Below are 13,959 nucleotides of genomic sequence, written 5' to 3' on the forward strand. Positions count from 1 at the left end.
ATGCAACTTAGTAATCAAACAATAATGATGAAAAAGATGAAATATCGGATTGGAGCGAATAAATTCGCCAAGCTCCTCTTCATGCTATCTGCTTTTTTCGGATTAGGCGTACTTGCCGTTTTGTTTTATCAAGTCTTTTCTCAAGGAATTCAATTTATCAATTGGCAATTCCTCACCGGTAAACTTTCAACGCAACCCGAACGCGCCGGTATTATGGGTGCTATTCTCGGCACGTTTTGGCTCATGCTTGTCGTCGTCCCTGTTACGATGTTTCTCGGAGTCGGCACAGCCATCTTCTTGGAAATGTATGCGAAGAAAGGCCGTCTGGTCGGTTTGATTCAAACGAACATTGCTAATCTGGCAGGGGTTCCCTCGATCGTGTACGGCATTTTAGGACTGACCGTTTTCGTGCGGCTGCTCGATTTAGGGAATGTCGTACTCGCAGGCGGACTTACGATGGCATTGCTGATCCTGCCAATTGTCATTGTCGCAAGCCAGGAAGCGATTCGTGCCATTCCAAGCCAAATGAGCGAGGGTTCCTACGGTCTAGGCGCCACCAAATGGCAGACGATTCAGCGGATCATCTTGCCAGCCGCCCTTCCTGGTATTTTGACAGGCGCAATTCTTTCCCTATCAAGAGCAATCGGGGAAACAGCTCCTCTTGTCGTCATCGGAATACCCGCCTTGCTCATTCCTTTCCCAGGCGGCATTCTTGATCGATTTACAGTACTGCCGATGCAAATCTACTACTGGACACTCGATTCCTCGCTCGTAGCGGAATATGCAAACCTGGCATCGGCCACGATCATCGTCTTGCTCATTACCTTGTTCGTGCTTAATTCATCCGCGATCATCATCCGGAACAAATTCCAGAAAAGCTACTAGAAAAACCGTCTAACGACGGTTTTTTTGCATTCTATTCCAAGAAAAAAAGCTGGTAGAACTCTCGGAGTCCTTCCAGCTTTCCTCTTATTCTTCCGTACCCATTTCAGAACGGACCACATCTGCAATTCGCTGCACATAGCGGGAGCAGTCGTGCTGATCCGGTGCTTCTACCATGACACGAACGAGCGGTTCGGTTCCTGAAGGTCTCACAAGCACGCGGCCGTTTCCTGCCATTTCGGCTTCCACGTCCTGAATCGTCTTTTTCACCGTTTCGTTTTCCGTCACTGCATTTTTATCTGTCACGCGCACATTGATCAGTTCCTGTGGATAGACAGTCATCTCACTGGCCAATTCTGATAGTTTCCGGCCTGTACGCTTCATGACATTGACAAGCTGGAGTGCGGTCAGCAATCCATCGCCTGTTGTATTGTAGTCAAGCATAATAATATGGCCAGATTGCTCTCCACCCAAATTGTAATTGCCTTTTTTCATCTCTTCTACAACATAACGGTCACCTACTGCGGTTTTGACACTCTTCATACCATGAAGGTCTAACGCCTTGTAGAATCCTAGGTTACTCATGATTGTGGAAACAATCGTATCCGACTTCAGACGCCCTTTCGATTGAAGGTGTCTGCCGAGTATGAACATGATCTGGTCGCCATCGACAATACGTCCTAATTCATCGACCGCAATGAGGCGATCCCCGTCCCCGTCAAACGCCAAGCCAATGTCCGCGCTTTTTTCCACGACAAGCTTGCTTAACCCTTCCGGATGAGTGGAACCGACGCCGTCATTAATATTCAACCCATTTGGTGATGCACCCATGGTGGATAAATCTGCGTCCAGATCTGCAAACAGATGAGTCGCCAAAGTCGAAGTGGCTCCATGTGCACAATCAAGCGCAACATGAATATCCGTGAAATCCTCGTCTACTGTCTGCTTCAAGTATTGAATATATTTATGACCGCCTTCGAAGTAGTCCGTTACCGTCCCGACATCTGCTCCGATTGGCCGTGGAAGCTGGTCTTGCTCCTCGTTCAGGAGCTTTTCAATTTCTTCTTCCTGCTCGTCCGTTAATTTGAAGCCATCCGCCCCAAAAAACTTAATGCCATTGTCGGCAACCGGGTTATGGGAAGCTGATATCATGACACCCGCCTGCGCGTTCATCGCGCGGGTTAAATACGCTACTCCAGGTGTGCTGACGACGCCAAGGCGCATGACTTCGATTCCGGTCGACATGAGACCTGCGATCAGTGCACTCTCCAGCATTTCGCCCGATATCCGGGTATCTCTTCCGACTAATACTTGCGCTTTATCTGTCAAGTCTTTGGTCAGTACATATCCGCCCAGCCTGCCTAATTTAAAAGCCAGTTCAGGTGTCAATTCTTTATTTGCAATCCCACGAACACCATCGGTTCCGAAATACTTTGTCATAATGATTCTCCCTTTCAACGCTATGCATTCTGTCTTTTATCAAGCTAACACGATTTCCAATGTCACTTCTTCATCAGAAAGCTTCCATGCGATGGCATCCGGCATTTCAGCCTGTATGGGAAACGTCTGCTCCCCTTCCGCATTTACTTTCGATGTATCGATGAAGAGATTGAAATCGGACGTCTTTAGTGAATTGATGACATCCTGATCAGCAGTTACCGTCACATCGACAAGCCCATTTAGGGGTTTGCTGAATGTGCTTTTATATTGTGGTTGAAGCCCTCTTATTTCTACAGGTACATTCGAAAATTTTTTTGTTACTTTCATTTGTACGGTCGTTTCTGTTTCAGAGTCTGGTTCAGTGTCCGGTTCGACTGAAGCTTCCGGGGGCGATTCATCTGAATTTGCCTCTTTCGTGACATTAATCGTTACTTTTATCTTTTCAGATGAAACGTTTTTGACCCCTTTCGGCTTTGGCAAGGTGACCTCATAAGTTCCCGACTCATTAATATCCGCCACATCCACATTGACTGCCAGCTCCTTAATCGGATCAAGGGCAGCCCGCGGGCCGAACAGCTTCACTTCTTTGGCATCGCTCGTTATGGAATTAATGGTGATACCATCCGCAGGGGTCCCTTTCTGCTTCAATACGATCGGGACTTCTTTATTGTTTTGTTCTATTTGAACTTTTACGGTCACTTCCTCAGGGGACATGGTCACATTTAACTTATTAAGCTCTCTATCAAGCACTCGCACTCTTGCTTTTTGCTCAAACGATTTATCAATTCCCTTTTCTTTTGTAGCTGAAACCTTAACAAAACTGATCGATTCAATGACACTTTTCGCACCTGTCACTTCAATGCTCGAAGGCTCCACTTCCATTTTAACAACATTATAATCCTCTGCAAGCAATCGCTCGTTCAATTCTGGATCGACCCGGAATGATTGTGTGATCTTTTCTTCAATTTTCACATCGACCATAGCGGGATCAAGTGTCACTTTCAGCTTGTCTGAAAGGTTTTCTGTTTTGATTTGCACCGTATGCTCACCCATAGTCGATTCTCTCAAATCCACTTTCAAGGAAAAGTCCCTCAACAATTTTGTCGACTGAACGATATTGGCTGGACCTTCTATCTTCATATTTACGGTTTCCGGAACACCCGTCACAACTAGGTTTTCGGTATCGTAATACACTTCTACTGGGACATCGCGAAGGATGTCCATGGTATCACCGATCGTCGTACTTGAATTATTTTCCTCTTCTGCCTGGACGGTGAAAAAGAAGAAAACAGCCAAAGCCAATGCTGTGAAGCGAAGAAACCAAGGGCGATCAAACAAGTTATCCATTTTTCCGCTTCCCCCATTTCCACAAAGAGGTATTTGTCTGTTCTATTTCCGGTCCGAACCAGACAGTCCGCAATTGGTTTTCAAATTCCTCCATGGATAGGTTCCGGTTAATGTCCCCGTTGACAGTTATACTGACAGCTCCCGTTTCCTCCGAAACTACAATCGTAATCGCGTCTGTCACTTCACTGATACCTAACGCGGCCCGATGGCGGGTTCCTAATTCCTTGGATATGAACGGGTTCTCAGACAACGGTAAATAGCAGGCAGCCGCCGCAATCCGATTTCTCTGGATAATGACAGCGCCATCATGCAACGGAGTATTCGGTATAAAAATATTGATGAGCAACTCGGACGATACATTTGAATTCATCGGGATGCCTGTCTCGATATAATCACTTAATCCCGTTTCCCGTTCAATCGAAATGAGTGCACCAATTCTACGTTTCGCCATATAGCTCACCGACTTGCTGAAGGCTTCAATCAGGCGATCACGCTCTTCCGCCTCTTGCAAGGCTGAACGTGAGAACAGACGGCCTCTTCCCAATTGTTCAAGTGCACGACGCAATTCAGGCTGGAACAAAATGATAATAGCGAGAAATCCAAATCGGAGTACTTGTTCCATCATCCACCTTAACGTATCGAGTCCTAGAAATTCCGTTAGGATGCGGACAATGAGGATGACGAAAATTCCTTTCAGCAGTTGGACCGCCTTTGTTCCTCGAATGATAGTGAACAATTTATAGAAGACGAACCATACAAGAAGCACATCCACAATGTTTTTCAGTATTTCAGCCGGACTTGAATTCGTTAATGATTCCCAAATAGGCATGTGCTCCCCTACCTTCATTTCCAATTTCTTATTTTTTAATTATAGCATACAGATAGTTACGCCGCCCCTTACAGATTGATTACAGTTGCGTAAGATTCACTTACCAAGCAGTAAAAGAATAAGGGTATATTTTGCATCTATTACTTCCAGTTTGACTTCTCTGCTTTGCCACTAAGCATGTTCCCGCAGCTGCAATAAAAAAACGATCGGGGGGCCCAAGAGCCTCCCCGGTCGCTTATTCACTATCGGTATGCGAATCTCCATCCTTGCCAGTATCAGAAGTAGGAAGTAGACCCTTCACAGTCGATTTGATTTTATACCAGAGCCAATCGAAAGCTTTATCAATTTCTTCACTCTTCCCTGTGACAATGGCTGTGGAAGCCATATATTTAGATCCATTGATAACAGTTACATCTCCGTCTACTTCACCTTCAATCCGGATATTGCCGTTCTTCACGACGATATCCCCTTTGACGGTCTCCCCTGCTGGAACGACAACGGTCTCGCCTTCAATGACAAGGTTCGGTTGTTTCGTTACCGAGAATTGCTGATTGTTATAGCTCGAAAAGAGTGTGGCGCTCATTAGTATGATAAACATAGCCGCCGCCGCAATTAACGGGTGCCTGCGGAGCAAACGATGAATACCGGCCTTTGGCTTCTCTTTCGGCAGACGGTCCATAACACCTGAAACAAAACCTTCAGGCGCTTTTACAGGCTCGGCGAATTGCAGAAAAGAAACAGCCGACTGCAGTTCATCCATCATCTCTTTACATGATGGACACACTGCTAAATGCTCTTTCAGTTCACGCTCTTCATCCCGACTGATATCTCCGTCTAAATACGCGTGCATATAGTGGATCATTGACTCACGACACGTATTCATCCTTTTTTCCCTCCTACATATTACCCATCTGTTTCCGAAGTGCTTCCCTTCCGCGGTGTACGCGGGTTTTAACGGTCCCTAGCGGCAATTCTAAAATATCACTGATCTCTTGCAACGGCAGCTCTTCCATATAACGAAGTATGATGACAGAACGGTATTTATCAGGAAGTCTTCCAATTTCGTATTGGATCCGTTCCTGTGTCTCCATCTTCTCCACTTCTTCTTCCGGTAAATCACCGGTGGCCGCAATTTGTGAGTACATGTTGAGCCCTTCCGTTCCGGGTACTTCCGCATCCAGATAATAATCCGGCTTTTTTTTCCGGATCCGATCGATGCACAAATTAGTTGCGATACGAAACAGCCAAGTTGAGAACTTTCTCTTTTGATCATACGTATGGATGTTCACGTATGCGCGTACAAAGGCTTCCTGGGCAATATCCTCCGCTTCCTGGCGATTGCCGAGCATCCGATAGCAGACCTGGTAAAGCCGATGCTGAAACATGGTGACGATCTCTTCGAATGCTTCATGGTTGCCTTTTAACACTTCATTTATTCGTTTATTGACCAATTCATCCAATGACTTTCATCCTCCGCTCCATGCGGCTGTGCCTTCTATACGAATGAAGGTATCAACAGGTTTCATTTTTTTCGATACTTTTATTTTAGCAAAGAGGAAGGATTTTTTCTTCCTTTTATCGAATATATTCTACTTTTCTAGCAAGGCCTAACAGAAAAACTTTTGACTCCCAGCTAATTAGTCGCATTCCCCTGATTAGACCGTGGCCGTAGCCAATATGTACCAACCACATTCCCACGCATTTTATCACACTGCAGGCCAGCTATGCAAAAAACCCGCCAAAAGAGGCGGGTTCAGTAATTAAATCAATTTTTCTCCGAAAAGGGAGCCCATTAAAGCAACAGCCACTTCAGCTGTTTTGTTCTTTTCGTCAAGGATTGGATTGACTTCCACAAATTCAGCAGATGTGATCATTCCGGAATCCTCCAGCATCTCCATAGCGAGATGGCTTTCCCGATAGCTGATACCGCCTGGCACCGGAGTACCTACGCCAGGTGTGTAAAGTGGATCCAAACCGTCCAGATCCAATGATAGATGGACACCATCTACTTCACGGGATTGCAAGTATGCGATGGCTTCCTCCATGACCGCTGTCATGCCGAATTTATCGATCTCATGCATAGTGAACACCTTAATGCCTAGCTCTTTGATGAGTTTCCGTTCGCCTGGGTCTACAGAGCGAGCCCCAATGATGACGATATTTTCCGGCTTCACTTTTTGACCTTCCCGGTGAAGATTGATGAGACGTTCATGCCCAAGTCCCATATTGACAGCGAGCGGCATGCCATGAATATTGCCGGACGGAGAAGTTTCGGCTGTATTCATATCAGCGTGTGCATCGTACCATATTACGCCAAGGTTCTTAAATGCATCTGCCAGGCCTGCGATGGTACCGATTGCAATACTATGGTCTCCGCCAAATACAAGGGGGAAACGGCCATTTTTCAATACTTGTGACACTCGGGAAGCAAGTTCTGTATTCGCTTGGATCACTTCATCCACGTTTTTTAAACGCTCGTCCTTTGGTTCCTTTTTTTCTACTGCGCTCACTTGCACATCGCCTTCGTCTTTTACTTCATGACCAATGGCCTCCAGCCTGCCAACCGCGTTAGCATATCGCATGGCACTCGGTCCCATGTCGACTCCTCTTCTATTTTGTCCTAGATCTAACGGTACGCCAATGATTGATATGTTTAGGTGCTTCATCAAAATTCCTCCCTTTTCTACATAACAACATTGTAAGACCTTCTGAATAATGGCTCAACTCGACATTTTCTCGAATATTTATGCGTTACAGACTCATCATCAATGAACAATCTTCGGCAGGAAGCGGCCGGCTGTAAAAATAGCCTTGTCCTTCTTGACAACCCAGCTCCAATAAGATTCTTGCTTGTTCTTCCGTTTCAATTCCTTCTGCAATGACATGCAAGCCAGCCGTTTCAGCAATCGTCACAATCGCTTTCACGATGGCGCGGTTATTTTCATTCACATCGATACCTCGAATGAAAGACATATCAATCTTAATCGTGTCAGCCGGCAATTCCTGAATATAACTAAAATTACTGTACCCCGTACCGAAGTCATCGATTGCTACAGTAATTCCAAGCGACCGGATCGCCTCCAATGTCTCTTTCATGTATTCCTTGTCAGCAAATGAACTCTCCGTCACTTCAATTTCAATTAATTCCGGCGCCACTCCGGTATAATGTAACACTTTTTTTATCCGATCCACCGTTTCCGGGTCTTCCAGCTGGACAGTCGACATATTAATGGCAACTCGAACAGGGGGATAGCCCGCTTCCTGCCAGGCTTTCGCTTGCTTACATGCCTCCTGGAAAATCCAATCCCCCAGTGGAATGATTAAGCGGCTCTCTTCAGCAAGTGGAATAAAACGATCTGGAGAAATTCGGCCTAGCTCCGGGTGATCCCAGCGGACAAGCGCCTCTACTCCTTTTAATTCGCCTCTTGCCAAATTCATCTTGGGTTGGTACTCCAATGTGAAGTACCCAAGCTGCACACTTTTACGAAGTTCACTCTCCAATAAAATGCGTTCTAGCGTTTTTGTTTCCGTACCTGGCTCATAAACTTTTAAGCCACTTCCTCCCATTTCCTTAACAAAATGCAAGGCTTTTTCAGCATTCTTCACTAGCTCAGACGCATTTCCTGCGTTTTCGGGATAAGAGGCAACCCCGTAGCTCGTCGAAAGGGAATAGGTACGATGGTCAATTTGTATCGGTGTCTCCACAACTTCCTTAATCCGATGCGTCATTTCTTCTGCTTGATTAACAGAACCTGGCAGGGTAAAAGCAAATTCATCACCTGAGATCCTCCCCAGCAGATTCTCTGTTCCTACGTGTTGCTGCAGCCTTTTAGCTATGACAGACAAAACATAGTCCCCTTTTTCATGGCCAAAGGATTCATTGACATACCGTAAGCGGTCAATATTCAAATGAACCAAACTGAAAGTCGATCCTGTTTTTTTGCAAGTCTCTACCTTATTCAATAACTGTTGCCGGAAAGAAATTCGGTTGTATAACGAAGTCAATTGGTCCGTATGCTCCAAACTTTGAATAAGATTCTCGGTTTCTTTTCGCTTTGTTACGTCTTGCATGGCGACAACCCAGTGCTGGAAATAGCGTCCTGGTTCTCGGATCGGGTTAACCAATACCTTCATAACGAGAGAACTATCACCACGACCCGCAATCTGTAATTCCATCTCATCCGGCTGCGTATCCTCTGCCAACATTTCAAGAAGACGATCAATGAGACCGTGATCTTTTTTCTCAACAAACGAATAGAATGTATCTTCATTGAGAGAAAGCGGATACCCCAGCAACTTATCAAATGATGGCGATACATATTGGAAACGGCCATGCTGATCAATGACAGAAATAAAATCGGATGCATTTTCGGTAATTAAACGGTACAGCTCTGCATTATCTAACATACTCTGTTCCATTATCTTTCTTTTCGTAATGTTGTAACGAAAAGCTATATATTGAACTGGCGAGTAGCCAGTTTCTCTAGTGATCGGAATTATTTTTGTATCCACCCAGTAATGCGTGCCATCTTTTGCGCGATTGCGGATTTCCCCTTGCCAGACATCCCCCCGCGCAATCGTCGACCACATATCCTGAAAGAACGAAGGGGAATGGTATCCGGAATTAACCTTGCGGTGAGTGGAACCGATTAACTCCTCCGCTGTATATTGAGAGATTTCACAGAACAGGTCATTGACATATGTTATCTTGCCAGCACGGTCGGTAATCGCAACAATCGCAGATTGATCGAGTGCATATGCGATATCCGCCAGCATTTCCACTGGACATTGTAAACTTTCTTCGCCAATCATGCTTTGCAACATCTTCACATAATCCTGCATACAATTACCTCTTCCTACAAGAGCTATTCCCGTCTTTTCATACACTAAGACGAGGACTTAATACCTACAATATACTATATAAATGACGGGAAGGCTTCATCCTTCTTGATAAATTTTATTTATTTGTGTCGAATTCGTGTAAAAGAGCATGAGCTGTGCATTTTTTCCTTGGAAATGCTACAGAGCAGCCGAAGGACAAACTTGAAAACACGAAAAAAGCCCTTCCTAAGTTGGAAGGACTTTCATTTATATCAGTAATAATAATGTAAAGGTTGGCTGGGGTAGCTGGATTCGAACCAACGAATGACGGAGTCAAAGTCCGTTGCCTTACCGCTTGGCTATACCCCAATATTGAAATCTTGTTCATTCACTTTCTTACTATGGACCATTTAACAAATTTCATACATTAAAATAACAAAATGGTGACCCCTACGGGATTCGAACCCGTGTTACCGCCGTGAAAGGGCGGTGTCTTAACCGCTTGACCAAGGGGCCGTATAAATAAAATGGTGGTGGGGGACGGATTCGAACCGCCGAACCCGGAGGGAGCGGATTTACAGTCCGCCGCGTTTAGCCACTTCGCTACCCCACCGATTTAAAATTGCGATAAGCTTCGCATGACTATGTCATCTGCTTTCGCATATATACGAGCTTTTTTAAGAATGGAGCTTCCAGCCGGGCTCGAACCGGCGACCTCTTCCTTACCATGGAAGCACTCTACCTGCTGAGCTATGGAAGCAGAGTTGTCCATTGAGAGCATTCTTCTCTCCTAGGCACAAAACCTATTGTAAGGTTGGTCATTTTAAAAGTCAATAGTTATTGAAATATTTTTTATTTAATTTGGCAATAAAAAACCACTTCAGCAAGTGGCAGCCTGTAAAATAAAAATGGCTCCGCAGGTAGGACTCGAACCTACGACCGATCGGTTAACAGCCGATTGCTCTACCACTGAGCTACTGCGGAATATTATGTATTGAGCACAAAAAGTAGTATACCACAATTCTTAGTTTTTTCAAGACTTTTTATGTGCTTGCCGTAACGACTTTTTTATATTATCACGGAGATTCATATTGGTCAAGCCTATTTCATAAAGTATTTTATTATCGTACTTCAAAGGGGTTCTACTATGAAGAAAATCATTATTCTAACTATCCTCATATGCGGGATTTTATTGCTCGTCCCGTTCACAAACAAACCCGCATTACTGTCCGTCTTCAAACTGACGGAGGAGCCGGAACATATTATTGTGCGCGGATCATCCGGTTCTGCTTTAACTGTCAACATTTCATTTGGAGACGTGGATGTCGAAAATTGGATCGCTAATTTAAAAGCCCCCTACCCGCTCTTGTTTCTCGATATGGATTGGGTCGATCGCTTTCCAGAGACAGTGGAGTTGATTAAAGAGAAGAACATTCCGGTTGCTCTTTTAGGACATCCCGGGGAAGCATATCACCAAAATACTGAATTGCTGATTGGCCAATTGGAACGATTTGAAAAAGTTTTCGGTTCACAACCGCTCTGGTTCCGAACGGCGGATGAGGATTTTCCTTATCCACTTCGCACTGCATTATGGGAAGCGGAAGTTAACGCACTTGGCTCTTCTGCCATTTACACTGGCGGAGAAGTTCCACCCGTCATCGAGGGAGAAATCCTATCTGTGCCGCTGCATCGTGAAGTCAGAGTATCGTTCGTAGATTTGAAGAACTTAATGGATAGCAGGGAATTTCACCCACTGGAAGATGTACTGTTTGCCATGTCAGCAAAAGTGAAGAAAATACCGAAATAGGGTGGATGCTCCTTCCATCTCAGGAAAGAACATCTACACAAAAGGCGGCTTGGAATCTAAAGATCCAACCGCCTTTTTCATGTTCATTATGATTTCGCCAATTTCCGCGCTTTTCGGCGCTCCTCTAATTTGGCTTTGTCCTCGTCAGATTTCCGATTATACTTAGGCAGCATTAATAATTGATATGCATTTACCGCAAGCAATGGGAATAATAAGATCGTCACCCATGAATCAATATTGCCGGAGCGAACCATTAACGCAGGCAGCCATTCAAGTGTCGTAATGACAATCATGAAAAACAAGGCGGAGATAAGGGCATGTTTTTTTGTCCACTTCGCTTTGTAATAAGCTGTGACAATGGAAGTAGCCAATAGTGTGAACAGCAACACTAAATATAATACCGTCCGTCCCGTATTTCCAGACGTCAGTTCAAATCTGAAGAAGATAAGATCAAACAGGACAACCGCGATGATCAGCAGCTGCACCCAATTCCATAATGTTAACGAGCGGAACATGTTCACCCCGAATTGGTGTACTGTCAAATAAGCAAAAAAGCCCATTTGTGCTACAACACTCATTGTAAAACCGAGAAAGATCATCCATAAAAAAGCGCCGATAAATTCCAGATATTCTCCGGACGCCACATATTGCGAGAAGAATTCCCACCGGACAATCAGCCCTGCAATTGCCGTGATCCCTCCTCCAATTAACAATGCATTAAAAAAGAACTTTACCCAATTTCGTATTGTCACTACATCGTTCCCCTTTTCAATTGCTTCCATAAGTGTATCAACGTTTTTGCAAAAAATCTATTTCATTGTGTGATCTATGCATATTACGCACCATATTGTGAACAATAATTGAAAAAGCAGCTGGAAGGGAATTTGATATCCATGAGAAAGAAGTGGATCTTTATCGTCGCTTGTGCGTTTCTGCTGATGGGCTGTACTCAGCAGCAGCAGAATCCGAATTATGACGAAATGAAAAAGATGATGACCGATGCACTGCAAACCGAAGATGGAAAAAAAGCACTCCGGAAAACATTAAGTGACCCTGAATTTAGGGAACTGATTGTGTTGGAGCAGCCGGAAGTGAAAAAGTCCATTGAAGATACACTGCTGTCGAAAAAGGGCGAGGATTTCTGGAAACATGCGTTTGAGGACCCAAAATTCACAGAAGCTGTTGCCAAAAGCATGAAAAAACAGCAACAAGATATTATGTCACAACTCATGAATGATTCATCATTCCAAAAGGAAATGCAGGATTTCTTTGCTCAACCGGATATGCAGAAGCAAATGGAAACGATATTAAAATCATCCGAGTTGAAAAAACAGATGGAAAAATCCGTTGAGGATACGATCAACAATCCACTCATGCAAGCCAAGTGGCAGGAACTGATTTTAAAAGCCGGAGAAGTCACACCGACTAAAAGCGAGGATAAAGGTGGGGGCGGCCAAGGTGGCGGAAGCGGAGGAGGAGGAGAAAAAGGCGGAGGAGGCCAATAAGCCTTCCCCGCCTTTTTTCATTTCGTCTTTTCAATCACTTCTGAAGCAATCTGCTTATAAATCGAGCCAATTGGATGATCTTCCCCATATACCGATGGCGCAAAGTCACTTTCATTCCAATCAGGCTGTCCTAAAGGTATCTGCCCTAACAATTCTGTACGCAGCTCTTCAGCAAGCTTCGGGCCGCCTCCTGATCCGAAGACGTACTCTTTCTCTCCCGTTACCTTCGATTCGAACCATGCCATATTTTCAATGACACCTAAAATCTCATGTTCTGTCTGAAGTGCCATAGCACCTGCTCGCGCAGCTACGAATGCAGCGGTTGGATGTGGAGTAGTAACAACAATCTCCTTGGATGATGGAATCATCTGGTGGATATCAAGCGCCACATCCCCCGTGCCCGGCGGCAAGTCCAAGATAAGGTAATCAAGAGGACCCCATTCTACATCTCTGAAAAATTGGTCCAGCACCTTACCTAACATCGGACCGCGCCAGACGACCGGCGCATTATCTTCAACGAAGAAGCCCATGGAAATGACCTTGACGCCAAATCGATCGACCGGGATGATCCGGTCGCCGCGAACGATCGGCAAATCAGTGATCCCCATCATATCTGGGATGCTGAATCCATAAATATCCGCATCAATTAAACCGACCTTTTTGCCAAGTCTGGCAAGGGCGACTGCCAGATTGACAGAGACAGTCGACTTGCCAACACCGCCTTTGCCCGAAGCAATCGAAATGAAGGTAATATCATTTAAAGGAGAGAGCAAGTCTTGCGTCTCTGCTTCCGTTGCGGTTCCTCTGAATTTCTCAAGTGTTTCGGCTGGCAGTTCTTCAAAGCGAATTCCAACTGAATCGGCTCCTGCCGCTTTTAATACTTCGACAACTTTCATTTGCAAAGCCATTTGTTCCGCTGTATTAATTTTAGCTATGGCCAGCTTCACACTGACGTGCGCTTTTTCCTCTTTTACGGACACATTTACAATTCCGCCTGTCTCGGATAACGGTCTATGTAGAAACGGATCTTGTAATTCGCCGACAATGTCACGGACGTTCTGTTCTGTCAACACGATAAAACACTCCTTAGAGGCTAATTTTCTCCTCTAAGTATACCATAGTACAACTCATACAAAGCGGGTATCTGCTTCATCTCTCTTCTAAATCATAATATTGAATGATTCCTTCTACGATGGAGTCGGCCACTTTGGCTTGGTAAGCCGGATCAACGAGCAATCCGCGTTCTTCCGGATTGGAGATGAAGCCTGTTTCAACCAACACAGAAGGCATAGGAACTTTTTTCAATAAATAGACCCCTTTAATCGAGA

Annotated in this window: 13 protein-coding genes and 5 tRNA genes; 3 read left to right on the forward strand and 15 right to left on the reverse strand. The window is 44.9% G+C overall.

Annotation, left to right across the window (positions count from 1 at the left end):
* Entirely contained in the window at positions 1-885 is an 885-nt protein-coding gene (gene pstA / locus NCCP2222_RS05055) for a phosphate ABC transporter permease PstA (protein WP_248510191.1), read from the forward strand.
* A gap of 84 nt (positions 886-969) precedes the next feature.
* On the opposite strand, the gene glmM is transcribed toward pstA, so the two are convergent.
* From glmM to NCCP2222_RS05115, 12 genes are all read right to left on the reverse strand, one after another.
* Positions 970-2,322: a phosphoglucosamine mutase gene (gene glmM / locus NCCP2222_RS05060; protein ID WP_238083594.1), complete on the reverse strand. Its 1,353-nt coding sequence runs from the start codon at positions 2,320-2,322 to the stop codon at positions 970-972.
* Between the two features lie 39 nt (positions 2,323-2,361).
* On the reverse strand, positions 2,362-3,669 hold the full coding sequence (locus NCCP2222_RS05065) for a CdaR family protein (RefSeq protein ID WP_248510192.1): 1,308 nt from the start codon (positions 3,667-3,669) through the stop codon (positions 2,362-2,364).
* A complete protein-coding gene (cdaA, locus tag NCCP2222_RS05070; protein WP_248510193.1) occupies positions 3,662-4,498 on the reverse strand; it encodes a diadenylate cyclase CdaA in 837 nt (278 codons plus the stop codon). Before cdaA ends, NCCP2222_RS05065 begins: the two co-directional genes overlap by 8 nt.
* A gap of 235 nt (positions 4,499-4,733) precedes the next feature.
* Positions 4,734-5,381, reverse strand: coding sequence for an anti-sigma factor family protein (locus tag NCCP2222_RS05075; RefSeq protein WP_248510194.1), 648 nt, complete (start codon positions 5,379-5,381; stop codon positions 4,734-4,736).
* 13 nt (positions 5,382-5,394) lie between these two features.
* Positions 5,395-5,958, reverse strand: a complete 564-nt coding sequence (gene sigW, locus NCCP2222_RS05080; RefSeq protein WP_248510203.1) for an RNA polymerase sigma factor SigW — start codon at positions 5,956-5,958, stop codon at positions 5,395-5,397.
* A 300-nt stretch (positions 5,959-6,258) separates the two neighbouring features.
* The gene (gene rocF, locus NCCP2222_RS05085) at positions 6,259-7,164 is read right to left on the reverse strand and encodes an arginase (protein ID WP_248510205.1); all 906 of its coding nucleotides are present in this window, start codon (positions 7,162-7,164) and stop codon (positions 6,259-6,261) included.
* An 85-nt stretch (positions 7,165-7,249) separates the two neighbouring features.
* A complete protein-coding gene (locus tag NCCP2222_RS05090; RefSeq protein ID WP_248510207.1) occupies positions 7,250-9,340 on the reverse strand; it encodes a sensor domain-containing protein in 2,091 nt (696 codons plus the stop codon).
* Positions 9,341-9,613: 273 nt separating this feature from the next.
* Positions 9,614-9,688: transfer RNA gene (locus NCCP2222_RS05095), tRNA-Gln, on the reverse strand.
* 72 nt (positions 9,689-9,760) lie between these two features.
* Positions 9,761-9,835: transfer RNA gene (locus NCCP2222_RS05100), tRNA-Glu, on the reverse strand.
* 12 nt (positions 9,836-9,847) lie between these two features.
* A tRNA-Tyr gene (locus tag NCCP2222_RS05105) sits at positions 9,848-9,932 on the reverse strand.
* 71 nt (positions 9,933-10,003) lie between these two features.
* A tRNA-Thr gene (locus tag NCCP2222_RS05110) sits at positions 10,004-10,079 on the reverse strand.
* Positions 10,080-10,228: 149 nt separating this feature from the next.
* Positions 10,229-10,303 (reverse strand) — tRNA-Asn (locus NCCP2222_RS05115).
* Positions 10,304-10,466: 163 nt separating this feature from the next.
* Between NCCP2222_RS05115 and NCCP2222_RS05120 the strand changes: the two genes are divergently transcribed.
* Positions 10,467-11,126 (forward strand): polysaccharide deacetylase family protein, encoded by a 660-nt coding sequence (locus NCCP2222_RS05120; RefSeq protein WP_248510209.1) that lies wholly within the window; start codon positions 10,467-10,469, stop codon positions 11,124-11,126.
* Between the two features lie 86 nt (positions 11,127-11,212).
* On the opposite strand, the gene NCCP2222_RS05125 is transcribed toward NCCP2222_RS05120, so the two are convergent.
* Complete coding sequence (locus tag NCCP2222_RS05125) at positions 11,213-11,878, reverse strand: KinB-signaling pathway activation protein (RefSeq protein WP_248510211.1); 666 nt, start codon at positions 11,876-11,878, stop codon at positions 11,213-11,215.
* A 141-nt stretch (positions 11,879-12,019) separates the two neighbouring features.
* Here NCCP2222_RS05125 and gerD point away from each other — a divergent pair, with 141 nt between their 5' ends.
* Complete coding sequence (gerD, locus tag NCCP2222_RS05130; protein WP_248510213.1) at positions 12,020-12,631, forward strand: spore germination lipoprotein GerD; 612 nt, start codon at positions 12,020-12,022, stop codon at positions 12,629-12,631.
* Between the two features lie 17 nt (positions 12,632-12,648).
* On the opposite strand, the gene NCCP2222_RS05135 is transcribed toward gerD, so the two are convergent.
* Complete coding sequence (locus NCCP2222_RS05135; RefSeq protein WP_248510214.1) at positions 12,649-13,704, reverse strand: Mrp/NBP35 family ATP-binding protein; 1,056 nt, start codon at positions 13,702-13,704, stop codon at positions 12,649-12,651.
* Positions 13,705-13,780: 76 nt separating this feature from the next.
* A complete protein-coding gene (locus NCCP2222_RS05140; RefSeq protein ID WP_375709167.1) occupies positions 13,781-13,921 on the reverse strand; it encodes an N-acetylmuramoyl-L-alanine amidase family protein in 141 nt (46 codons plus the stop codon).
* Positions 13,922-13,959 lie beyond the last annotated feature (38 nt).

It is taken from the genome of Sporosarcina sp. NCCP-2222 (genome assembly GCF_023168145.1).
Classification (GTDB): Bacteria; Bacillota; Bacilli; order Bacillales_A; family Planococcaceae; genus Sporosarcina.

Excerpts from the sequence above, each read along its gene's own strand:
- pstA (WP_248510191.1), top strand. The coding sequence starts at position 1 with ATGCAACTTAGTAATCAAACAATAATGATGAAAAAGATGAAATATCGG.
- glmM (WP_238083594.1), bottom strand. The coding sequence starts at position 2,322 with ATGACAAAGTATTTCGGAACCGATGGTGTTCGTGGGATTGCAAATAAA.
- NCCP2222_RS05065 (WP_248510192.1), bottom strand. The coding sequence starts at position 3,669 with ATGGATAACTTGTTTGATCGCCCTTGGTTTCTTCGCTTCACAGCATTG.
- cdaA (WP_248510193.1), bottom strand. The coding sequence starts at position 4,498 with ATGCCTATTTGGGAATCATTAACGAATTCAAGTCCGGCTGAAATACTG.
- NCCP2222_RS05075 (WP_248510194.1), bottom strand. The coding sequence starts at position 5,381 with ATGAATACGTGTCGTGAGTCAATGATCCACTATATGCACGCGTATTTA.
- rocF (WP_248510205.1), bottom strand. The coding sequence starts at position 7,164 with ATGAAGCACCTAAACATATCAATCATTGGCGTACCGTTAGATCTAGGA.
- NCCP2222_RS05090 (WP_248510207.1), bottom strand. The coding sequence starts at position 9,340 with ATGCAGGATTATGTGAAGATGTTGCAAAGCATGATTGGCGAAGAAAGT.
- NCCP2222_RS05120 (WP_248510209.1), top strand. The coding sequence starts at position 10,467 with ATGAAGAAAATCATTATTCTAACTATCCTCATATGCGGGATTTTATTG.
- gerD (WP_248510213.1), top strand. The coding sequence starts at position 12,020 with ATGAGAAAGAAGTGGATCTTTATCGTCGCTTGTGCGTTTCTGCTGATG.
- NCCP2222_RS05140 (WP_375709167.1), bottom strand. The coding sequence starts at position 13,921 with ATGCCTTCTGTGTTGGTTGAAACAGGCTTCATCTCCAATCCGGAAGAA.